Here is a 22,330-nt window from a genome sequence, read left to right as displayed (position 1 = left end):
TCCGAGAATGATGCTAATCACGATGTAGGGTTCTAAAGACCAATCGTTCAGAAAATACCGCGGTGATGGCGATGTTCGTGTATGGAGCGAGTAACTTACCTGCTCGCGCCATAATCCAGGATCGCTGACGGGATATCCGAAAGCGCGATGCTGCGTTCCACCGCTCCGAGTCTCACGGCCTCTTTCGGCATGCCGTACACGACACAGGTTTCTTCGTCCTGAGCCAAGGTTCGGCTCCCGGCCTCGCGCATCTCCTTCAGGCCGCGGGCGCCGTCGTCGCCCATGCCGGTCATGATCACCCCGAAAGCATTTTTTCCGGCGGTATTGGCCACGGAGCGGAACAACACGTCCACCGACGGGCGGTGCCGATTGACCAGCGGGCCGTCAATCACGTCCACGTAATAAAGAGCGCCACTACGTTTGAGCAGCATATGGCGGCCGCCGGGTGCTATCAGTACCCGGCCGGGCAAGACCCGGTCGCCGTTGGCGGCTTCTTTGACTTCGACCGCGCTGAGCTTGTCCAGGCGGTTGGCAAAAGCGGTGGTGAATTTTTCCGGCATGTGCTGAACGACGACGATGCCGGGACAGACCCGAGGCAGAGCCGTGAGCACCGCTTCCAGAGCCTGCGTGCCGCCGGTGGAGGCGCCCAGGGCGACCACTTTGTCGGTTGTCTGCGTGAGAGGGCGATGAGAATAGGACAGCACGGCATCGGCTGTATGCTTGGGTTCGGCCTTGTGCGGCAGGCCCGCGAGCGTCAGCCGCTTGAGATCGGCCAGGGCCGCGGACTTGACGGCGTGGATCAGTTCTGCGGCGACGCTCTGCAGATGTTGCTTGATTCCCAGCTTGGCTTTGGCGACGACACCCACCGCGCCAGCGGACAAGGCTTGCAAGGAGGTTTCTGCGCCTTTCTCCGTGAGCGAGGAACAAATCACGACCGGGGTCGGGTGTTCCATCATGAGCTTCTTCAAAAAGGTGATTCCGTCCATGCGGGGCATTTCCACATCCAGGACGATGACGTCCGGCCACCGCCGTTTCATTCGCTCCATGGCGAAGAGGGGATCGGAAGCCGCGCCGATGACTTCCAGGGCGGGATCCTGGCTCAAGATACCACTGATGACCTGGCGCACTACGGCCGAGTCGTCCACGAGCATGACGCCTATTTTTTTCATTGAGATTCGCTCTTTCTTCTCGCCGTGGAAAATTCGATGAGCTCCTGGCGATGTTCGAGGCGGGTCTCGCCGCTCCAAAGTTCGAATGCCAGCCTCCGATACCCCACGCCGCCCAAGTGTTCCTCGTCGATCCGGGAACCGAGGCGAGTTGCGAGACATCTCGCGGCTTCCACGTTGCGTGCACTCACGTTCAGGACGGCGGGTGCGGAACGGTTCGAAAACATGTTTCCGCCGCCGAACAATCGAGCGCGGTATTCGGACGACGGCGCTCCGGCGCGCAAGATTTCCCGGCGGAAGAGTTCCATAGCCTCGTCGGCATAGCGTCCGTCCGGTTCCGACGCCCGCCCGTGGCCGCGGGCCGGCAACATGTAATGGCACATGCCGCCGAGGCAGAGGCGCGGATGCCATAGAATCACGGCCACGCAGGAACCGAGCAGGGTAACCAGGCGCACTGCTCCTTGCCCGAAGTAGAAGTCGCCCGGACGCAAATGGATTTCCTGAAATCCGGGGGGCGAAACGGCGCTGCATATCATGGTTTGCGGTAAATGGTAGGGGCGACGGGTTTCAGAGTTTCATCGACACCGTTCAGGGTTTCCGCATGGCCGACGATAAAATGGCCGCCGGGTTTCAACGTCTGGATCAGACGGGCCACTATCCGTCGTTTTGCCGCCAGGTCGAAATAGATCATGACATTGCGCAGAAAGATGGCGTCAAACTCGCCGATCTTGGGGAGCGGTCCGTTCAGATTGATGTGAATGAATCGCATGCGGCTCTTCAGCGGGGTGTCGATGAGAAAAGTGCCTTTCTGAGAGCCGACTCCCTTGAGGCAATAGCGGGTCAAATGATCCTTGGGGATGTGTCTGGCCCGCTCCATGGGATAATGGCCGAGCCGGGCTTTTTCGAGGACGCGCCGACTGATGTCGGAGCCCAATACTTCCCAGGGACCGCTACCCAATCGATCGGCCAGCACCATGGCGATGCTGTAAGGCTCTTCGCCGCTGGAACAGGCCGCACTCCAGACCCGGAAGGTTTGAGCCCGGCGGTGGGAGCCGAGGATGTGGTTCTGCAAAAAATCGAAATGCCCCGGTTCGCGAAAGAAATAGGTCTCATTGGTGGTCAGTAGGTCGAGCGCGTGCTGAAGCTCCTCCGCCTCCCGTCGGTCGGTCAAGAGGCGAAAATAGTCCCCGTAACTGGTCAATCCGTGCTGGGCGAGACGCCGGGCCAATCGTCCGCATACTAGGGCTTTTTTCGCCGGCGACAGATGGATGCCGGCGATGTCGTAGAGGAGCTTTTGGTATTGGCGGAATTCATGATCGCTGAGGGTCAAAGCGTCCATGGTTCAAGAACGGTCGTTTTTCGGATAGACGATTTTGGTTTTGCGGCTCGCTCCTGCCGCCGGGAAGTTCGATGGCCGATCCGGACCGACCGGGCCGTCTTGCCGCCTATTCCCCGTTTCCATGGTCTCCTTGCCCCATCTCGGCGAGCAGAGCCATCTCGTCCACGGACAGCACCTTGGCGAGATCCAGCAAGATGACGAAGCGGCCGTCGAGTTTGCCCATACCGGCGATGAAATCGGTGCGGATCTTGGCGCCGAAGGCCGGCGCCGGCTCGATTTCGGCCGGCGGAAGCTCAACGACCTCGTTCACGGCATCGACGGTCACCCCGATGTCGTGGCGTTCTTCCTCGTGTTGCACCTCCACGATGACGATACAGCTTCGCCGGGTCACCTCGGCCAGGCCGCGGCCGAAGCGCGCATGGAGATCGATGACCGGCACCACCGCGCCGCGCAGATTGATGACGCCGCGGATAAAGGTCGGCGTCATGGGTACCGGCGTGACGTGGCCGTACTCGAGGATTTCCTTGACGTGAAGAATATCTAGGGCGAACAGCTCTCCGCCCAGTTGAAAAGTCAGGTATTGCTGTGCGCTGTCCGATTCGTGGTCGATCTGCGGCGACGACTTTTGGTGCGCAATGATATTCGCCATAGCGGCTCCTCGTTATTCGGATGCTTGTCTCAAAATTTTTCGAATTCGTGCTGGCTCATGGCGTAGGTTTCCAAGAGACGTGGCGCTTGGGCGGGTTTGGGTTGACGAACGGAGGGCTTGGCCGGCGCGTCCCGGTTCTCGCCTTGTGCCAGCCTGAAGAATTCCATGAGCTGTTGCAATTGCTCGGCTTGGCTGCTCATTTCCTCGGCGGTGGCGGCAAGCTCTTCCGAGGACGAGGCGTTCTGCTGCGTGATCTGGTTGAGCTGCATCATCGCCGTGGCGATCTGGTTCACGCCGGCGGATTGTTCGTTGGAAGCCGCAGCGATCTCCTGCACCAGATCGGAGGTCTTGGCGATGGAGGGCACGATATCATCCAAGAGCTTGCCGGCTTTCTCTGCCAGTTTCACGCTGCTGTCGGCCAATTCCCCGATCTCCTGGGCGGCGACTTGGGAGCGTTCGGCCAATTTCCGCACTTCCGCCGCCACCACGGCGAAGCCCTTGCCGTGATCGCCGGCGCGGGCGGCTTCGATAGCGGCGTTCAGAGCTAGGAGATTGGTTTGGTAGGCGATGTCGTCGATGATGCCGATCCTCTGGGCGATCTGGCGCATCGCTTCGACCGTGGACTGAACCGCCTCGCCGCCTTCCTTGGCCTCGGTGGAGGCTTTGCCGGCCATGCCGTCGGTGACCCGAGCGTTCTCGGCGTTCTGGTTGATGGAGGCGGACATCTCTTCGACGGCGGCGCTGGTTTCCTCGACGCTGGCCGCTTGTTCGCTGGAGGCTTGGGACAGGCTCTGGGCGGTTGCCGAGACTTCTTCCGAGGCGCTCGACAACTGGCCCGCCGCGCCGCGCACATCGGTGATGATGGCCGAGAGCTTATCCACCATGAACTTCATGGCGGCAACCACGCTGGTGGTATCGCCGTGCCGGGTCTCGACGGTGGCGGTAAGATCACCACCCGCCACCCGGCGCGCCACCTCCGCGACATAGCCGGGCTCGCCGCCAAGTTGCTTGGCGAGGTTGTTGACGAGCCACAAGCCGACCAGGGAGCCGATGAGAATGCTCGCGACGATCGTACCGATGGCAAAACTGAAGACGACGCGATAGCTTTCTTGCGCTTTGTCGAACTCCTGTTCGGCGACGGTCAATTGCAGATTGGACAGATCGGCGATCTTATCGGTGACCGGATCGATCACAGCGTAGAGCGGGCCATCGAATTCGCCGAGTTGTCCCACGATATTTCCGGTCTTGGCATCCAGTACCTCGAGCAGACGATCGATCTTTCGGTCGGACTCGCTAAACATCGACTTGACCGCGCTGACCAGTCTGCTCTCCTCTTCGGTCATGCGGGTAGCGGCGTAGGCGTTCCATTCCGTCCGGATGCGTTCGTTGGCACTGCGTATCCGCTGCCGGGCGTCTTCTGCGGTAATCAATCCGGCATTGGCCTTGTTGACCGCATCTATGATGTGGACGGCATAAGCGTCGGAAATCCTCTTCAGCTTTCTGAGAGGCACGACGCGGTCGTTATAGACGGTATGGAGCCCGGCGTTGCTTTGCTTCATGCCGGACAAACCGTTCCAGCCGATCATGATCTGAAAGGCGCAGAGCAGGAAAACCAGTCCGAGTAACCGGGTTCTGACGGTGAATCGATGGAATGCAGTCATTTTTGTTCTTCCTTTTTGTCGTGTGGGAAGTGATCGTTGTGTGTTTGCGTATTGCCTTCTCGTGCTTCTGAGCTGTCGTTTGCCGTTGGCTAGAGAAGGGTTCGCTTTCAGGCTGCTTTTTGAGCTTCCAGACCGGCGGCATACTGGATCAGCGAAAGCACATCCAGAATCAGCGCCACTTCGCCGGAGCCCAGGATGGTGAAGCCGCTGACGCCGCGCACCTTGCCGAACAGCTTGCCGAGCGGCTTGATCACGGTCTGGAACTCGCCCATTAGTTCGTCTACCAAAAGCCCCGCCTTTTGCCCGCCGAAGTGCGTCACGACGATGTTCTGACGGCGGGAGGTTTGGCCGTGTATCTTGAAGTGTTCGCGCAGGTTGAGGATGGGCAATACCTCACCCCTAAGATTCACATAGCAGCCGTGGCGCTGTTCCCGTTCATCAAGCTCTACGCATTCCGATACTACTTCCAGGGGAATCACATAGGAGCAGCCGGCGACGCTCACCAGGAAGCCGTCGATAATCGCCAGGGTCAAAGGCAGGCGAATGCGTACGGTCGAGCCTTGGCCCTGACGACTGTTGATTTCCACCATGCCGCGGAGCGCTTCGATATTGCGCCGCACGACGTCCATGCCGACGCCGCGTCCGGACAGGTTGCTGATCGTGTCGGCGGTGGAAAAACCGGGCTCGAAGATCAAGTTGTAAATCTCTTGCTCGCTCAGGTTTTGGCCGGCGTTCACCAGTCCCCGCTCTATTGCCTTGCTCAATATTTTGTCGCGATTCAATCCTCCGCCGTCATCGGTCACTTCGATGACGATGCTGCTGGACTCGTGATAGGCGTTGAGCCGAACCGTACCCTTTGCCGGCTTGCCGGCAGCGACACGCCTATCGGTAGACTCGATTCCGTGGTCGATCGCGTTGCGCACCAGATGAGTGAGGGGATCGCCGATCTTTTCCACCACGGTTTTGTCCAGTTCGGTTTCAGCGCCGCTGATCTGGAGTTCGATGTCTTTGCCGAGTTCTTTGGAAACATCCCGGACAATGCGATTGAAGCGGTTGAAGGTTTCGCCAATCTGCACCATGCGCAACTGAAGGGCGCCGCCGCGGACTTCCTCGACCAGGCGCAGAATGGTGGAAAGCGCTTCTTGCAGTTCGCTGTCGTTCGTTCTCTGCGCCAGCAGGGATGCCGTCGCGCCGGCAATGACCAATTCGCCCACCTGATTGATGAGTTGGTCCAGCTTTCCGGAATCGACACGGATGAATCGGGATTCGCCGATTTTTGCGTCGCGGATTTTCTTTTGTTTTTCAAGAGCCGCTTCGACGACCGGTTGTTGCAGCATGCCTTCCTGCACCAGTATTTCGCCCATAGGCGGATGTCTTTGAGTTCTGGCGTCAATCTCGTTTTGCAGGGCCAGCGCTTCTTCGATTTCCCGAGGGGTGACGGCATCGGCTTCGATCAGGATCTCGCCCACCTTGTCCGCTTCTGCTTTGAGAGCTTCGATGCGTTCTATGGCGACTTCGGCGAAAGCGGGCGGCGGGGTGATGCGGATATGGCAATCCTCCCGTACGAACTCGAAGACGTTTTCGATGGTTTGTTTGTCCGCAGCGCTTCTGAAGTCGATTTCGAAACCGAGGTAACAGCTCTCCGGATCCATGAGCTCGGCGGGCGGAAGCCGTTCCGTCTTGGTTGCGAGATGAACGATTTCCCCGAGATTGCAGAGGTAGCGTATAAACGATGCCGGGTCGAAGCCGTTGCGCAGGACGTTTTCGCCGAAATCCACGACGATGCGCCAGCAGTCGCCGGTCACGGCAGCTTCGCCGCAAACCTCTACCGGTGGGGGCGCTTTGGCCGGCAGGTGACCGGCATCGCTGCTAGCATCGGATGTCTCAAGATAGGCGCGTAATCGATGGAGCAGCCCGACGCCGTTGGACGTTGGGTCGACGTCCGATTCGGAGCCCGCCGCTGCAGCCTCGATGAGCACCGAGATTTCGTCGCACGATTGGAGTAAGAGATTGGTCAAATCCGGCTGAGTCAGGATTTCGCCGGCGCGCATCCGATCCAGCACGTTTTCCACGACATGGGTGAAGGAGACGATGCCGTCAAGACCGAACAAGCCTGCCGAACCTTTGATGGTATGGGCAGCGCGAAAAATCGCGTTCAGGATGTCCGGATCGTCCGGCGTCTGTTCCAGCCCCAGGAGCCCTTCTTCCATTTCTTGGAGTAGGGCGCGACCTTCTTCGATGAAGACCGGTAGTGCTTGATCCAGGTTCATGACGACCGTCCTCCCGTACCGTGCGCGGCGGTGATGACCAGCGGATCGCCGAAGAACCCCGCCAGGTTATACAGCTCGATCAATTCCAGAACAGCTGGGCTGTGCGAGGTCAGGCGAAGATTGCCGCCGGTACGATCGGTTTCCCTCTTGGCCAGCATGAGGAGTTGAAATCCCGCTGTGTCGATTTCGCTGATGCCGGATAAGTCGATTTCCAGTTCGTTTCCGGCTTGCAGCATCGTCAGGAGTGGCTGTTTGATCTCCGCGGCATGATAGATGGTCAGTTCGCCAGAGAGACGCAATGCCCCGCCGTCTTCTGTGAATTCGATGGCCATGGCTAACGCTCTCTTAGGGGGCGATCAATTTCGATACGGCATCCAGCATTTGGGCAGGCTGGAATGGCTTGACGACCCAAGCCTTGGCGCCGGCCGCCTTACCCTCGGCCATCTTGCTTTCTTGAGACTCGGTGGTGAGCATGATCACCGGAGTGAACTTGTAAGCTGGGAGCTGTTTCGCTTCTCTGACGAAGCTTATTCCGTCCATATTGGGCATGTTGACATCGCTGATGATCAGGTGGATTCGTTGCCCGTTCAGCTTGGTCAGGGCATCTTGGCCGTCGCGGGCTTCGATGACGTCATAGCCCGCTCCTTTCAGGGCGATGCTCACGACCTGGCGAAGCGAAGCCGAATCGTCGACGATGAGAATGGTTTTGGCCACGGAGCAACTCCTTATGGATTAAAAGAAGGTAATGTTTGCGGATCGATCGGAACTGACAGGCTGTACGCCGGGGTGGTGCCGGCGTTGCTCTTCGGTGGTATAGGTTTGCGCCAATTCCTTGAGCCAAAGCTTGGCATCGATCGTTTCTTTTCCGGATGCTTCGGAAATACATGCATGGAGCTTTTCCAAATCGTCGCGCACGTGCCCCAGAATTTGGCTAACCCGGTCTTGGAATTGCAGCGAAACCAGAATGTCCGATAGCTCGTTCTTGATCTCTACGCTTTTTCCTTGAAGGATCTCGGCGGATTGGCACAAAGCGCCGCCCGCCTTGCTGAATTGGTCGAGAACACGGTTGATCGCGGTCTCGGAATCGGTCAGCAATTTCACGTCTTGATTGGCAGTTTTTTCGGAAAGCTCCAATGCCGAGGTGATGGCCTCGTTGATGACATTCACCCGTTCGCTGATCCGTTTTCCGGTTTCTCCGGAAAACGTCGACAATTTCCGTACTTCATCCGCGACGACCGCAAATCCTCTTCCGGCCTCCCCCGCGCGTGCGGCTTCGATGGCCGCGTTAAGGGCCAGCAAGTTGGTCTGCCCGGCGACATTGGCGACTTCCGCTGCCATCTGTTTCAACTCTTCCGTGAAGTGGGACAGTTGCAGGATTTCCTGCATCGCCATCCGCCTCATGTCGAGAGCGGTCTTTAAAGAGGCGAGAACTGAGTTCAATTCGTTTTGGCTCTGCGTTAGAAGCGAAACCATGCCGCTGTCGCCCGCTTGTCCACCGATATCCAAGGCCGCTTCTTGCGAAGCGATCACCGTGGTTTGTAGGTCGTGCGCAATATCGGCAAAGCGGTCGCTGAGTATGACTATGGCCTCTTCCATCTGCGACCGCCCCATCTCGATCTGGCCGGACCACACGGGCAATACGGCCGTACATAATTTGTCCAGACTGTGGATGTGTTCGCGCTGCTCTTTCTGTTCGGCCAACAGAATGGCATTGCTTTCGCTTATCGCCGCCGCTAACCCTCGCTCGGATTGCGCGGCGAGCAGACGAACCGGCAGCAGCGCCATGAGTAGCAAGATGCCGCCTCCGATCAGGCTGCCGGCGCTCCAATTTCCTATCAGCGTCGTTATGAGAAAACCGCCCATCCCAAGGCAACCCGCATAACACCATAAGGCTTTGTTCGGTAAATGGTCGGAGGTGGAGAATTCGCGGGTGGCGTATAACTCCTTTTCACTGTGCATCTGTGTTTTCACTCCTGGTGGTTTTCGATTTCCGAATTACCGTGTCCGTGTTACATGCCGGCTCTTGTCACGTCCTAGAACCGTTTTCATTAGTCAAAATAAAGCTCGCACCCTCGGTAACTGCATAGCGGTTAAAGAGGGCGTTATTTGGGTAAGGTTGTTATTTCAGTGCTGGGGATAAGAGGATTCGCGGCAAACTGCCACTATGTATCCCTAAAGGTCGACACTATCGGCACTCCTTATCGAGTCGGATATGTGGCCATGCGTGCATATGACACGATTGTCTATGACGCTGAGCACAGCCGTTTGTGTCGGCGGGAAGAGTCCAAGATGGCCCGTGCTGGGGCTGCTGTTCGAAAATTTTCCCGGTACATCGACTTGCGGCCGCAGCCTTGATTTCCGTGACGATTCCGGGGCTATATTCAAACTAATCAGACCAGGCGGTCGTAGCCATTAGCAATTGAAACTTTCCCGAGCATTTTTCCAGCGAATGTAAGTCTGGTACGGATATCACAGAATGAAAGTAAGAAAATTCTGATTTTTTTGTAGGAAAAACGGAATTAGATGTAGGGGTGTCGGATGCTTGCCGTCTCGAAGGTATGGTTCGCCAAAGCGTGCAGGCTAAGGGAGGGAGAGAGGGGGTGAGTCCGTCAAGGTGGTGTAAATTCCGAGGGTGAACTCCGGTTCACTCTCACAACTGGATTGCAGCGTGCGTCCATCCAAAATCGCAGCCTTCGGCTGCGGTTTTCGCCCCTGAGCCAGGCGCAAACCTTCGCGGAGATCGTGCACGATCGCGTCGAAGCAGCCCGCCGCGAGCCAACGCCGGGTCTGCCGATAGACGGCTCCCCACGGCGGCAAGTCATGCGGCAACATCATCCGCAGGGCTCACCGGTCCGCACCAACCAACGCAAGCAATTGACGATTTCGCGCAGATCGTGCTGGCGTTGGGGCGCGGCCGCCTTCATCAAGGTTAAATAAGGGACCGCGAACGTCCATTCGTCGTCTGAAACATCGCTGGGGTAAGGTTTTCGAGTAAGCATCCCTGCAGTACCTTGCCCACAGCAAAAAGTTCATAACACGCTCTGGAGTGTCAGACAGGAAACTGACACATTATTCGACAATAAGCACGCAAATCAGGAAAGCCGCGGGCTGTAACGTTTCTTTCACAATCTTATCCACGGACTTTTCCACCCGAACTGTGGATAAACGGATGCATTCCGAGGCTCTTGCCTTCCTCACTTTTTTATGTCAAATGGTTGTGCGAAGTCTGGGCGAATGGACGTGAGAATAACTGGGGTAGGCTGATTCCAGCACGGTCGATGCGTCTTCGTAGATTCGGTCCTGGTTACCCGCCTCGTGATACCGACGGAGTAGTGTGAGCAGATCGATGGCGTCCTTGGGATCTTCTCGGCCACGGTCAACCCAAGCAAAGAGTTTGAGGATGACAATCCCAGCGATGGAAGCTACCGATACGATAAGTCTAGGTTCAACTTCAACTGGCACCGCGGATACCAAGGCATCTCGGTAGCCGGCGACGTTCATTAGGATACTCATGTCCGGCGGCCAAGCGATGGTATTTTTTTCGACTTCGAGCCCACCAAACGGGATTAAATCCACGACGAATTTACGCCTACAGCCTGCTGGTTGGTAAAGCAGCCGCTGCATTACCCGCTCCATTTCTTGAAAACCGGAGCCGGTGACAAGATATCTCTTGATTGCCTTAAACTGGTCCCAGTTTTCAACCGCAAAAGCAAAATCGATATCGCGGGTAGCACGTTCAGCCTGCAGCCCGAATACGTGCTCAAGCAAGATGATTCTGGCGGTTGCTCCTACCAGGAAGGCTTCCAGACCCAGAGCAACTGATGCATTCTGAATTTCTCTCAGGACCGCGAGGGTAATGGGGTCGATCGGGCGCTCAGCCCTGGGTGCCAGAACCATCGATGCTCTGCTCGTAGATCATGTGCGCCGTTTCAAGATTCCGCGGATCGAGGGTGGCGAGAAGGTCCGCGTAGACGAGGATCGGTGGCACGGTTTCGGACAGGGTGTCATCGGCTGGAAAATTCCAGAAGGCATCCAATACCTCGATCTCACCTTTAGGATCAGCACGCAGCTTGTTTTCGACCACTAGCTTCGTGAGATTTTGACGAACGTTTTCGGGTCGGAAATACAGAGTGAAGGTGTTGGGCCTCAAATAGCCGGTCAGCTTGTCGGCCGCGACTTCGCCGCCCCATTGGGCTCCGTACCGGGTGACATCGACTTGCCGCCACCAGTCCGGAGTCGGAGCATGAAACCGTCTTGGGTTTAACTTCGGACGGAGCTTGATGGGGTAGTTGGTCACCCATTCGTCAATCAATCGCTTGCGCTCCAGAATGCGTCGCTCGCCCATTCCCTTGCCGATTATGGCGTAACCCCTGTTATTCAGATCTAAAAAAACCTCTCCCACCGTCCCCAGCGCAACGCCGGCCGCTCGATTGATCTCGCGATAAGGTGCATTGACCAACTCGGGACGGCATAGCAGGACGAATATCACTCTAAGGGCAGTTGCAGTACCTGCACGAGGTGGTTCCGCAGTTGTGATATCCATCCCCTCCTTGGCTCGAGGGCGCAGTCCTTTCACGAAGATAAACAGGCCTAGGTCATGAAGATAGGCGTTGCCGTTGGCATCGATGAACTGCACGTCCAGTTCACGGCATTTGTCGGCCATTTCAGCGGTGATCCGCGGGGCCACAAGTAAGCCGGGCTGCTGAAATGAATCGAATCGGTTCCTGACTTGGCCGATCGCGGTAAAGCGATCGATTCGTTTGATTTCAGTCATATAACGATGCGGCTGACCGGCTACGTCGATTTCCACGGCTGCATCGACTCTTACTCCCCGTTCCAATAAGGGTTCCGCGGCGATGATTTTCCCAGTCAAGCCAGTGGTTTCCTGCAGCGCGGCTAAGGCACGCTCCAGGAGGGCTTGCTCTTGGTGATGCAGAGATTCTTCTCGATAGCGAAGCGGCATGTTCACATTTAATCATTTGTTCACGTAACGTGAACATTATAAAACAGCGAACACAAGATCAAGCGAAATGTTCACGTAATGATCATGTTCACGATGCATGAACATGATCATTACGTGAACGTCGCGGGCAATCAGAAGACGGAGTATCTATGAACTGAAAATCGCGTCGGCGCCCGCCTCGATAGAGCCAAGCATGAGTTCAGATAGATTTCCGATAGCCACGGAAGAGCCCTATATGGCCAGAAATAGAGGCTGCTCTCATTGTCTGAAATTCGGCCATTTGCGGCCATTCAGTCTGTCCAATACCTGTCGGTCACGAACGACTGCTTTCCTCAACGTCGAGCGAGCAGCACGTGCCCGAATGAGCCACTCGGCCAGGGACTCCGAACAGTAGCAAACCGAGACAAAGCGGATGTTTGGTTGTGACAGGAAACCGTCCAAAGCTAGCGCAATGATGACGCGCTGCACGAGGGGGTGTCACTTTCGCCGTTCAGTCTTTTTCACGGGCCGGCCTCCGCTCGACCGACGCGCCTCAACCTTACATTGCTCACGCCCAGCAGCCTTTCCTTTCTATGGTGGACAAATAGGGCGTGGCGGGGGCGGCTTACTGGATCTAGCGAGAAGATTGGACGGCGCCTACAGTCCGGGCAGCCAGTTGTGCGCCTCACTCTGGCAATGCGGCACTAGGCATAGTGACCCAGTGATTGTGGAGGCGTCTTCACCACCGCTTTAACCAGGGCTGGATGGCTTGTAGCTTTCGGGCCACCACCCCGTAATCGACGGGCATGGTTCTGAGCTGGTCGAGCTTCGGCACGTCGGGCGGGGTTTCCACGCCAGGGTGCAGTGGAATTTGGGCGCAGTCGGCGAAAGCCAGCTTGCGCTCGGTGTCCGGAGACAGGAGGTAATCGACGAGCTTGCGGGCGGCCTCCGGGTGCTGCGCGCCCCGGATCGGCACGACGGCGTTGGGCAGGATCAGGCAACCCGGTTCGCCCTCGCCCTGGTCCGGGCAGATCATCTCGACGGGTTTGCCCTGGCGCATGCGGTTGACCGCGTCATCGCTGTCCACCAAACTGAACTCGAATTCCCCGGCGGCCACCAGGTCCGCGCTTTCGCCATTGCTGGTGGAAATCTTGGTGCCGTTCCTTTTTAGGGCGTCCATAAACCCTTTGGTCCGCTCATCGCCCCACAGCGTGAACAGGGCCGCCACATGGGTGGCGGTCGTGCCGAACAAGGGATTGGCAATAACGCCTTTGCCCGCCCACTTGGGATCGGTATAGGCGGCGAGGCTTTGCGGCTTGAGGCGGGCCTTGTGGTGGACGATAAACACCCGCGCCCTTGCGGAAAAGCCGGTCCAGTACCCTTCGGGGTCCTTGAAGACCTTAGGGATGCCTTCGCCATTGGGGGACCGGTAAGGCGCCGAAACACCCCGCTGCTTCAGGACTTCCGCCCGGATCGGTTCGTTCGCCCAATAGACGTCCGCCTGCGGGTTGTTCTTCTCGGCGAGCAGCCGGTTCATGACGCCGGTACCCTTGGTTTCCTCGGTGTCGTACACCGCTTTGACGCGGATGCCGGTATCCCGCTCGAAATCCCTGAGGATCGGTTCCGAGAAAACTTGATCCTCGCTGGCATAAACCACGACCGTGGCTTCCGCGCCCACGGCAGTCCGGACGAGCGCCAGGCTCAGCAGCAGCGATAGCCATCTGTAGGATTGCATTGTCATCGTTGCCTCCTTAAGGGTTTGGCGAAAACAGCAGTTTCAGGCCGATGAACAAAGTCAGTTCCGGCTCGTCCCGGAACGAGCGGCCGGCGGACACCATCAACACCCGGCCGGGGGCCATGACCCACTTTCCGCCCAGGTTGAAGCCGGCGTTGGGCTCGCCGCCGGGGGATGGGGACGTAATGGCGAACACCTCGCCGCCGAGCTTGAGCCGCTTGCCCACGGCGTGCTCCAAGGCCAAACCGAAAAACCAGTAACTTTTGCCCTCGGCCCCGGCCCACAGCTTGTAACGCGCATCGCCGTAGATCACGGTGTCGCCCCACTGCTTCTGATAGAGCAGCGGCAATTGCAGGGTCGCGCGCCCGGCACCGAGGCCCCTTTTCTCGTCTCCCGTGGGCAGGGTGAGCTGGGGGTTGATGCCGAAATACCCCGCTTCGGCGTCGAGGCCGAAGCGCCGCTTGTACTCGAACAGCACATCGCCCACGCCGGAGCGCAATCCGCCTTCGGCGGGGAGCCTGTAGGGCGCGGGCAGCTCGATGCTGAGCTGGGTGTAAGGGTCGTAGCCGTAATTGACGTCCACGCGCACGAATTCGCCGATCGCCGAACCATCCCGGCTGCGTTCCATGAACCAGGGCAGGTTGATCTCCCACTGGCCCGGTTCCGGCGGGTCGGGATCGTTGGTGAAGAAGGGCGGGCCGCCGAAGGCGGAGGCCGATCCGGCCAAAACCAAAGAGAAGACCCACCGAGTGGACGCCGGCGTGCCACGGCCCATCGATTATCGGGCGGTCACCACCAGATCGTCGAACGAACTGGCCGCATCCGCCTTGCTCCAAAAGCCGATCCCGCCCGCCTTCATAAAGGTTCTATCGGTAGTCTCCAGATATTTCCGGTCGTTCAAATAGGCTTCGATCTTGTCTCCCTGCTGAACGATCTTCAACCGGAACCATTCGCCGGATTTCACGCCGGAGATGTTCGCGCTGTCCAGTTGCTTGCGCCGCCCGTCCTTCACGAAGTACAGGCGGATGTTGTCTTCCAGGGGGTTATAGCGGGCGACGTAATAGTTATTGGCGTCCTGCACCCGCCAGATGAGACCACCCCCCTGATCTTCCTTGCCGCCGTCGGCGCGGAGGCTGACTTCGATGGCGCCGTCCCGGAATTTCACCGCGTTCGTCCAGCACAAGTTAAAAACATCCCCGGAATCGTCGTGAATCTTCGTGATCGCCAGAACATGGGGCGCGCTCGGCGCCTTGGGATCGGCCTTGACTTGCCACTCCGCCGGGGGACCGCCGGGATTCGTGGCCGCGATGGTCCAGCCGGGCGGAATGCCGCCCGGCGTCAGTTCATCGAAGCTCAGCCGGGATACCGCGGGACTCGTAGCCGCTTTCTCCTCGGCCGAGACCAGACCGGTGAATGTGCACAGCCCGAGGCACACAGCCAAATGGATGAGTTGTTTTGTCGCCATGATCAAGGGTTTCTCCTCTGGGTTTCCAAGGCGGATTGGAGCGCCCGCGCCAAATCGACCGTGGGGCCGACGCCCCAGTAGTGCAGGAAGACCGTTCGTGGCGATTCCATGGTCATGTGGCTGTGGATCGCTACGATCTGGATGCCGGTGCGGCGCAGCGCTTTGAGCACCGGCTGCAGTTCGTCCTCGCACATGACGAAGTCACCGTCGACGACCGCTTGCTCGTCGCTGCCTGCGAACGCGGCCCAGGTGTTGACGCCCATCGTGCTGCCGAGGGTGTTACCTTCCATGGTCGTGGTTCGCCCGAGGGTGATCTTGAAGACGCCTCCGGCCAACTCGCCTTTGGCGCCGATGACCGCCTCGATTTTCTTGGGATCGAGCGAGGTTTGGGCGGGGTCGATGGCAGCGAAGGGTACCTCGCCTCGGCCGCCGCGGGTCTCCTCGACTTTGGCGAATACCTCGCCCACGGCGGCCGCCAGCTTTTCTTCATCCCCCGTGCCGCCGATGTGCATGAACATCACCTTGGGGGAATCCCAGAAGAAATGGTTGTGCAGGGCGGTGATTTCGAGGCCGTTGTCGAGGGCCACGCTCATGACCGGATTCACTTGATCTTCGAGCAGGACCATGTCGCCCATGACCAGGGTTCGGCCCCCCGCCTTCATGAACGCGGCCCACGAGGTCAGCCCCAGGGGCGGTGTCATTTTGACGCCCGCCGCGGTCACCCGGAGATCGGCGCGTGGCTGGCTGACTTTGAATACGCCCTCCTTTTCGTCCAGTTTCCCTTTGACGCCGGTCAGCCGCTCGATTCTTGCCGTATCGAGCCCTTGCCCGCCGCTGGGGGCCTCCGCCGCAGCCGGGCCGGGCAAGAGGTTCAAGAGCGTTATCATGAAGATGGCGGTCAAGCGGTAAATCGTATCTCTGTTCATGGAGAATACCTCGATCGGTCTCACAGTGTGTTCACCGTTTGCCGGCAATAGGCATAAAGGGCCTCGTAGACGATGAATTCCTTTTCCAGAATCTCCCCATCATCCTTCAGTCCCAGGTGCTGAAATCCCTCGGCGATGGCCTTGAGCCCCGCGGCTTCCGGCCGCCCGTAGAGGTCCTGTTTCACGTCCGCGCCGTGCACGATTCTCGCGAGCAGGGCCACGGCGGGATCGTCGATCCGGTACTTGGCCACGACCGCCTCGAAACTGCACCGGCCCTCGTGGTGCCCGAGTTCCACGCCGGGGACATCGAAAGGAATAGCGCCGTGTCGCTCGGCCACCGCCAGGACCTGGTCGGCCGGAACGAACAAGAACTCGGCCTCAGGGTCAATGAACTTTTTGATGAGCCAGGGGCAGGCCACCCGGTCCACCTTAACGTTCTCGCGCGTGATCCACTTCATGATGTTTGACCTCCAGTGAGTTATGGAAGCAGTTTTTTATCGGCGCCTTTCTCGGTATGCGTGAGCACGCCTGCCGCGGCGAAGGCCGCGTAAACAGGTAGCACGCGCCCATGGCATCCAAGAGATCCACGATGAGGACCTTGCGGACGGGTTCGTCCACCTCTTGAGTTCTAACCACTTCGCCACGCGCGCTATCCCGTTGACCGATGCCATTCCGTCTTATCCCTTTACACCGGCCGATTCCGCCGTCCCGTCAGTACCCGAGGCGAGGAGTCCCCGGCGAACCTGGTCGAAGTGGGCGCGGATTTCCTCCACCGACCCCTGGCGGACGATGGCGCCCGCGCGCATCACCACGATCCGCTGGGCGATGGCGAACGCCTCGTCCAGATTGTGGGTGACGTAGAGCAGGGTGAATCCGAGTGCTTCCTGGAGCGCCAGAATCTCGCGGCGCAGTTCGAGGGCCAGTTCAAAGTCCAGGCTGGACAGGGGTTCGTCCATGAGCAGCAGGCGGGGTTGGGTGACGAGGGCACGGGCCAGGGCGACACGCTGCTGCTCGCCGCCCGAAAGTTCGCCGGGGCGCGCGTCCGGCCGCGATTCCAGGCGCACCAACCGCAGGGTTTCCCGGATGCGCCGTTCCCGCTCCGCCCTGGCAACGCCCTGCGCCTTCAGGCCGAATTCCAGATTCCCGCGCACCGTGAGATGCGGCCACAGGGCCAGGTCCTGAAACACCATGCCGAGACCCCGCTGTTCGGGTTCCAGGTCAAGGCGGCCGGCTTCCGCCGCGACCGCCCCGTCCAGCAGTACGGCGCCCCGCTCGGGCACGCGGAAACCGGCGGCGAGGCGCAGCACCGTGGTCTTGCCGCAGCCGGAAGGGCCGAGCAGCACGACCCGCTCGCCGGCTTCCACGTCCAGGGAAAAATCCCGCACCGCCGGCTTGCCCCGATAGGACGCCCAAACCTGCCGGAACTCGACGGCGCTCATGGCGAGTGCGCCTCTCTGCGAAGGCCAAGTCCAGTCAGGATGAGCGGCGGCAGTGCCGCGGCCACCAACAAGGCGCACAGCGCCGCCACCAACCCGAACGGGCTGTTGGCCATCACGGTGAAGATGCGCACCGGCAGGGTGTCCCCGCCGGGCGGGTACACCAGCAGGGCGAGTCCGGTATCGCGCAGGCAAAAGAGGTAAGCGACCAGCCAGGCGGTCAGGAGTCCTCGCCGGCTCAGGGGCAGCGCGATGAACAGGATCCGCCGCCACCAGCCAGCCCCGGCCACGGCCGCCGCCTGCTCCAGGGACGGCGGGAGGCGCGCCAGAGCGCTGTGGGCGATGCCCCCGGACAATGCTCCATACTGGATGAGATACCCCAACAGCAGGAGACCCGGCGAGGCGTAGAAGCCGGCAGTCGCAGGTTGGTTCCACAGTCCGATCAGGCCGATGCCTACAACTGAGCTGGGCAGGATCAGGAGCAGCAGGGCGGCGAATTCGGTGAGGCCTGCGCCGCGCGTCCGCTCGCGCCACAAAAGCCCCAGAAAAAATCCGAAGGCCGTCAAAAGGCTCGCCCCGAGCGCAGCGTACAACAGGCTGCGCCCGAGGGCATCGCCCGCCCGACGCCACGCGTCGCCGAAGTCCGCCGGGGCGGCTTGAAGCAGTAGTGCGCCGAGCGGCAACACCACGAGCATCAAAAGCAGACTGGATACGCCGACCGTCCATAGCCATTTGCAAGCGCCCAGGCGGATGGAAAGCGAGGTTCCCGCCGGCCGAAGATCGGGTGCCGCGAAGCGCCGCGAGCGCCATTCCGCCGCCAGCGGCAAGCCCACGACCAGCGCCAGCGGAGCCGCTGCCGCGATGGCCGCGTCGAAATCGTAGAAGGCCGCGAACTGGGTCAGGATTTCCACCGGGTACACGTCATAGCGCAGGAACATGGGCACGGTGAGTTCGCCCAGGACCAGCAGAAACACCAGGACAGCGCCGAATAGAACGCCCGGCCCAACGGCCGGCAGGGTGATGCGGCCAAGCACTTTCGGCCAGGCGGCGTACAGCCTCGCAGCCTCCTCCAGGCGGGGATTGACGCTATGGAGGAGGGTCGCCGTGAGTAGCACGATCAGGGGCAGAAACACCGTGGCCAGCGTTACGGCACAGCCCGGCAGTCCGAACAGCCATTCTGAGAGAGTTCCGGCCACTGAAGCGGGCAGCAGGCGGGCGAGCCAACCCTCCCGCCCCAGCAGGGCGAACCAGCCGAGCGCGAGGAAATAGGGCGGGAGCAGCAGGGGCAGGATGAACCCCGCGGCGAACAGGCGCCGCCCCGGCAGATCGGTCTTGCCGAGCAGCAGGCCGAGCGGCACGCCGAGTCCCAGCGCGCCCAGGGTGGCCAGTCCCGCGAGCAGCACGCTCCGACCGAAGAGCCGAGGCAGGCGGGGCGATGCCCACAGGTCCCGATAGCGATCCAGGCCGAACATTCCGTCCACGGTGAGACTCGATGCGAACATGACCACGAGCGGCGCCAATCCCAGCCCCAGAAACAAGGTTGCCGCAAGGGTCAGGGTGAGGCGTCTCGAACCCATGGAACCGGTGGTTTAATGCCTGACGGCAATACCTTCAGGCATTTTGGAGAAGGGAATGGTCTTCACCGCCTCGTCCCGCTTGGCGTCGATCACCCCCTGAACCGGGTCGAAAGGCGGCGGTGCTTCCGCGCGGGCCGGCAACATGGCGCACATCAGGAAAAGGAAAGTTCCTAGCGTAATCCTCGGAAAGACGATGCGGTTCATAACAGCACTCCCGCCTGGGCCAACCAGGGTTTGAGGAAGGTGAACAAGAAACCGACCAGGCCGCAGACGCCGATGACCGGGATGACGCCGACCCGGCAACGGAACAGGATCAGCAGCGCACCCAGGCCTACCAGAGCCGAAACGCCATCGAAGCGCCCAGAGAAGCCCTGCGGCCAAAATACGTGGTAGGCGAAAAACACAGCGAGGTTGAGGATGACACCCACCACGGCGGCGGTAATGCCGGTCAGGGGCGCGGTGAACTTGAGATTGCCGTGGGTGGTTTCGACCAGGGGGCCGCCCGCCAGGATGAACAGGAAACTGGGCAGGAAGGTGAACCAGGTCACCACGGCCGCGGCTGCGGTGCCTGCCAGAAAAAGCTGATCCGGTCCGAACAGTTGCTTGGCCCAGCCGGCGACGAAACCGACGAAGGTCACCACCATGATGAGCGGCCCCGGCGTCGTTTCGCCCAAGGTCAGGCCGTCGATCATTTGATGCGGAGCGAGCCAGTGGAAATGCTCGACCGCGCCCTGATAGACGTAGGGCAGCACCGCGTAGGCACCGCCGAAGGTGAGCAGGGCCGCCTTGGTGAAGAACCAGCCCATCTGCGTGAGCGCGCCGTGCCAACCATACTGCGCGTATAGGAAGCCGATCGCGCCACTCCATAGGATCAGGCCCGCTAGAATGATCTTGAGCAAGCTGGCCCAGGTGAAGCGGGCATGGGCGGGAACCGGCGTATCGTCGTCGATCAGCGCCGGACCGTAGCTTTGCTTGGCCGCACCATGGCCTCCGACCACAAATTTGCCGGGTGCAAACTTGCCGCCGATGCCGCCCAGAATCGCCGCTACCAGCACGATCAAGGGAAACGGCGCTTTGAAAGCAAAAATGGCCACGAACGCCGAGGCTGCCATGGCCCACAGCACCCAATTTTTCAGCGCCCGCGAGCCGATGCGCCAGGCTGCGAACAAAACGATGGCGGTCACCGCCGGCTTGATGCCGTACAGCACGCCGGCCACGGCGGGCACCTGGCCGAACGCCAGGTAAATCAAGCCCAGTCCGATCAAGATCAAGAGCGAAGGCAACACGAACAGCCCTCCCGCGATGATCCCGCCCCAGGTGCGGTGCATCAGCCAGCCGATATAGGTCGCCAGTTGCTGCGCCTCCGGCCCCGGCAGGAGCATGCAGTAGTTGAGTGCGTGCAGGAAGGCGGCCCAAAAACCTACGGCGACCGGGCGAACATTGTTCTTAGTGGGTGCGGTGACGTGGGAAGTTTCGCTCATGGCGCGGAATCCTTTTCAAATGCGGCCAGTAGCCCGTCAAACAGAACGCTGGCGGCCGTGAACAGTTGATCGTCATTGGCGCTGGTTTCACGCAGGCCCGCCAATACGCGCTCAATGCCTTGGGCCTCCGGAGGTTGGATGCCGCCGACGTCGAGGAAGTGCACGATGCCGGCGAGTCGCGCGAGCGGTGGCGACTCCAGGCCGAATCCGGCGAGGAGGGTCTCGAAGGTCACCTTGCCGCCCACATGGGAAAAGGCGGCACCGTCGAAGTCGAACCCCAACGCGTCCTCCGGGCAGTCGGCGGGTGAAGCCAACCAGAGAATGCGGGCGTCCGGGTCGATGAAGCGGCGAATCAGCCAGGCGCTCGCGAGTCGATCCACCCAGGGGCGGGCACGAGTCGCCCACACGCGGCCGCGATAGTCGGCAATATCCAAGCGTGGGATCGCACCGGCCGCCGCATGCGGTTCGTCGGGGGACAGGCAGCGGCTGACCGAACTTTCCAGCTCCTGCAAGGCGGCATCGGCTTGTTTCTGGGCTTCCCCCGGGAAAAAGTCGATGGCGGCCAGTTGTCCAAATGTCTTGCGGAGCTTTCTGGCTTGTTTCAGTGTCGCCGGCGCGGTTTCGCTCGTCAGCTGAGAGCCGCATTGGGCAATCTCCGCCAGCAATTCGCCGAATTCGGATGAACGGTCAAACAGACCCGAAAAACCGTCTTCACCTTTTCCTTCAGCCGTCAGCAAATAGGCCGTGCCGCCGTTCTCACGGAGATCGTCGGCGACCTCGGCCAGAATCTCTCGACAGCCGTCCTGTTCGGGCAGCAAATAGACGCCATCCCGGAGCACCGCGGCGCCCGAGGCTTTGAGCGCTCGCCAGGCCCGCATTCGGGCCGTGGCGTTCTCCGTCGGCAGAGTCAGTATGAGCAAAAGCCAAGACATGTGTAGCATTCTCTACAGTAATGTAGATTATGCTACTCATTAAGCTGAAGGGCTTCAAGTTGCGTAAACGCCTTTTAAAACAGGTTTCTCAGCAATAAGACCAAGCCATAGCACACGCTGGTAGCTATCGCCGCGAGGCCGAGTGCCAGCCAGAAATTCAGCGACCGTTCCAGCAGCAGGGGCAAGATCCAAAAGAAGGCCAGTGAAGGTATCACCAGCCAGACGATTTGCCGCGAAAGCTCAGTTATCAGTTCGGTGTCCCCGGTGTCGACATAGAGCCAGATGAAGGCCAGAATCGATGTGATCGGCAGTGATGCGATGAGGGCGGCAACCAGGCTGCTACGTTTCGCCGTTTCGGAAATTACTGCGATCAACAGCGCGGATATCAACACTTTGAGGTACATGGCCGTTTGTGTTATTTGCTTGCCGGCTTGCAGCGGAGGTTGGTACGCCAAGATCGTACCCATTTTCTCGTTATGGTTTGCGCTTACGCTCGTAGGTGTTCATACCGACTCGTCTGCATTCAAGTCCTTCTGAATCTTTCAGAATAAATCAGACGTCTCGGAGCGGGCGTGCTTTATTCATGCCTATCAATAGACCGTAGCGCATTCGAAGTCGTTGGCCCAATCACCATGGGAATATGAAAGGGGACGCATGTCATGAGAATAGGCTCTGCTCTCTCCGAACATACGAGGGCTTACACTGAGCGGACTTTCAGGGCGAGTCTGCTCATGCTATCCGTGGTAATCGA

Annotated in this window: 22 protein-coding genes and 1 pseudogene; all 23 read right to left on the bottom strand. The window is 59.7% G+C overall.

The window, feature by feature from the left end:
• Positions 1–95: 95 nt before the first annotated feature.
• Entirely contained in the window at positions 96–1,169 is a 1,074-nt protein-coding gene (locus tag ACWJJK_RS18880) for a protein-glutamate methylesterase/protein-glutamine glutaminase (RefSeq protein WP_454128375.1), read from the bottom strand.
• Positions 1,166–1,657: a chemotaxis protein CheD gene (locus ACWJJK_RS18875; RefSeq protein WP_454128374.1), complete on the bottom strand. Its 492-nt coding sequence runs from the start codon at positions 1,655–1,657 to the stop codon at positions 1,166–1,168. The genes ACWJJK_RS18880 and ACWJJK_RS18875 overlap by 4 nt, the downstream gene beginning before the upstream one ends.
• A 41-nt stretch (positions 1,658–1,698) precedes the next feature.
• Entirely contained in the window at positions 1,699–2,505 is an 807-nt protein-coding gene (locus ACWJJK_RS18870; RefSeq protein ID WP_454128373.1) for a CheR family methyltransferase, read from the bottom strand.
• Between the two features lie 106 nt (positions 2,506–2,611).
• Positions 2,612–3,154, bottom strand: a complete 543-nt coding sequence (locus ACWJJK_RS18865; RefSeq protein ID WP_077732410.1) for a chemotaxis protein CheW — start codon at positions 3,152–3,154, stop codon at positions 2,612–2,614.
• Positions 3,155–3,183: 29 nt separating this feature from the next.
• Positions 3,184–4,815: a methyl-accepting chemotaxis protein gene (locus tag ACWJJK_RS18860; RefSeq protein ID WP_156879706.1), complete on the bottom strand. Its 1,632-nt coding sequence runs from the start codon at positions 4,813–4,815 to the stop codon at positions 3,184–3,186.
• 107 nt (positions 4,816–4,922) lie between these two features.
• Positions 4,923–7,085, bottom strand: a complete 2,163-nt coding sequence (locus ACWJJK_RS18855) for a chemotaxis protein CheA (protein WP_454128372.1) — start codon at positions 7,083–7,085, stop codon at positions 4,923–4,925.
• Entirely contained in the window at positions 7,082–7,417 is a 336-nt protein-coding gene (locus ACWJJK_RS18850) for an STAS domain-containing protein (protein ID WP_086134198.1), read from the bottom strand. The genes ACWJJK_RS18855 and ACWJJK_RS18850 overlap by 4 nt, the downstream gene beginning before the upstream one ends.
• 13 nt (positions 7,418–7,430) lie before the next feature.
• Positions 7,431–7,799: a response regulator gene (locus ACWJJK_RS18845; RefSeq protein ID WP_086134199.1), complete on the bottom strand. Its 369-nt coding sequence runs from the start codon at positions 7,797–7,799 to the stop codon at positions 7,431–7,433.
• Between the two features lie 18 nt (positions 7,800–7,817).
• Positions 7,818–9,044, bottom strand: coding sequence for a methyl-accepting chemotaxis protein (locus ACWJJK_RS18840; RefSeq protein ID WP_156879703.1), 1,227 nt, complete (start codon positions 9,042–9,044; stop codon positions 7,818–7,820).
• A 681-nt stretch (positions 9,045–9,725) separates the two neighbouring features.
• Positions 9,726–10,084: pseudogene (locus ACWJJK_RS18835) on the bottom strand (transposase); the annotation flags it as partial.
• A 208-nt stretch (positions 10,085–10,292) separates the two neighbouring features.
• Positions 10,293–10,982 (bottom strand): nucleotidyl transferase AbiEii/AbiGii toxin family protein, encoded by a 690-nt coding sequence (locus tag ACWJJK_RS18830; RefSeq protein WP_077732418.1) that lies wholly within the window; start codon positions 10,980–10,982, stop codon positions 10,293–10,295.
• A complete protein-coding gene (locus ACWJJK_RS18825) occupies positions 10,960–11,895 on the bottom strand; it encodes a type IV toxin-antitoxin system AbiEi family antitoxin (protein WP_454128371.1) in 936 nt (311 codons plus the stop codon). The genes ACWJJK_RS18830 and ACWJJK_RS18825 overlap by 23 nt, the downstream gene beginning before the upstream one ends.
• A gap of 871 nt (positions 11,896–12,766) precedes the next feature.
• Positions 12,767–13,768: an extracellular solute-binding protein gene (locus ACWJJK_RS18820; RefSeq protein WP_143735296.1), complete on the bottom strand. Its 1,002-nt coding sequence runs from the start codon at positions 13,766–13,768 to the stop codon at positions 12,767–12,769.
• 10 nt (positions 13,769–13,778) lie between these two features.
• The gene (locus tag ACWJJK_RS18815) at positions 13,779–14,537 is read right to left on the bottom strand and encodes a transporter (protein ID WP_086134205.1); all 759 of its coding nucleotides are present in this window, start codon (positions 14,535–14,537) and stop codon (positions 13,779–13,781) included.
• A 3-nt stretch (positions 14,538–14,540) separates the two neighbouring features.
• Complete coding sequence (locus ACWJJK_RS18810) at positions 14,541–15,227, bottom strand: family 16 glycoside hydrolase (protein ID WP_205780883.1); 687 nt, start codon at positions 15,225–15,227, stop codon at positions 14,541–14,543.
• Between the two features lie 2 nt (positions 15,228–15,229).
• Positions 15,230–16,153, bottom strand: a complete 924-nt coding sequence (locus ACWJJK_RS18805) for a DUF1259 domain-containing protein (protein ID WP_454128370.1) — start codon at positions 16,151–16,153, stop codon at positions 15,230–15,232.
• 20 nt (positions 16,154–16,173) lie between these two features.
• Positions 16,174–16,611 carry a chromate resistance protein ChrB domain-containing protein gene (locus ACWJJK_RS18800; RefSeq protein ID WP_077732423.1) on the bottom strand — a complete coding sequence of 146 codons (438 nt, stop codon included), beginning with the start codon at positions 16,609–16,611 and terminating at the stop codon, positions 16,174–16,176.
• Between the two features lie 219 nt (positions 16,612–16,830).
• Positions 16,831–17,670 (bottom strand): ABC transporter ATP-binding protein, encoded by an 840-nt coding sequence (locus ACWJJK_RS18795; RefSeq protein WP_240502648.1) that lies wholly within the window; start codon positions 17,668–17,670, stop codon positions 16,831–16,833.
• The gene (locus ACWJJK_RS18790; protein ID WP_077732425.1) at positions 17,589–19,166 is read right to left on the bottom strand and encodes an ABC transporter permease; all 1,578 of its coding nucleotides are present in this window, start codon (positions 19,164–19,166) and stop codon (positions 17,589–17,591) included. The genes ACWJJK_RS18795 and ACWJJK_RS18790 overlap by 82 nt, the downstream gene beginning before the upstream one ends.
• Positions 19,167–19,178: 12 nt before the next feature.
• Entirely contained in the window at positions 19,179–19,370 is a 192-nt protein-coding gene (locus ACWJJK_RS18785) for a hypothetical protein (protein WP_077732426.1), read from the bottom strand.
• Positions 19,367–20,647, bottom strand: coding sequence for a chromate transporter (locus ACWJJK_RS18780; protein WP_077732427.1), 1,281 nt, complete (start codon positions 20,645–20,647; stop codon positions 19,367–19,369). Before ACWJJK_RS18780 ends, ACWJJK_RS18785 begins: the two co-directional genes overlap by 4 nt.
• Positions 20,644–21,579: a chromate resistance protein ChrB domain-containing protein gene (locus ACWJJK_RS18775; RefSeq protein WP_077732428.1), complete on the bottom strand. Its 936-nt coding sequence runs from the start codon at positions 21,577–21,579 to the stop codon at positions 20,644–20,646. The genes ACWJJK_RS18780 and ACWJJK_RS18775 overlap by 4 nt, the downstream gene beginning before the upstream one ends.
• Before the next feature lie 74 nt (positions 21,580–21,653).
• Positions 21,654–22,046 carry a DUF3147 family protein gene (locus ACWJJK_RS18770; protein WP_240502649.1) on the bottom strand — a complete coding sequence of 131 codons (393 nt, stop codon included), beginning with the start codon at positions 22,044–22,046 and terminating at the stop codon, positions 21,654–21,656.
• Positions 22,047–22,330 lie beyond the last annotated feature (284 nt).

Source organism: Methylocaldum gracile, from assembly GCF_053646815.1.
The sequence above is the reverse complement of the archived record's forward strand: the minus strand, read 5'-3'. Positions and strand labels throughout refer to the sequence as shown.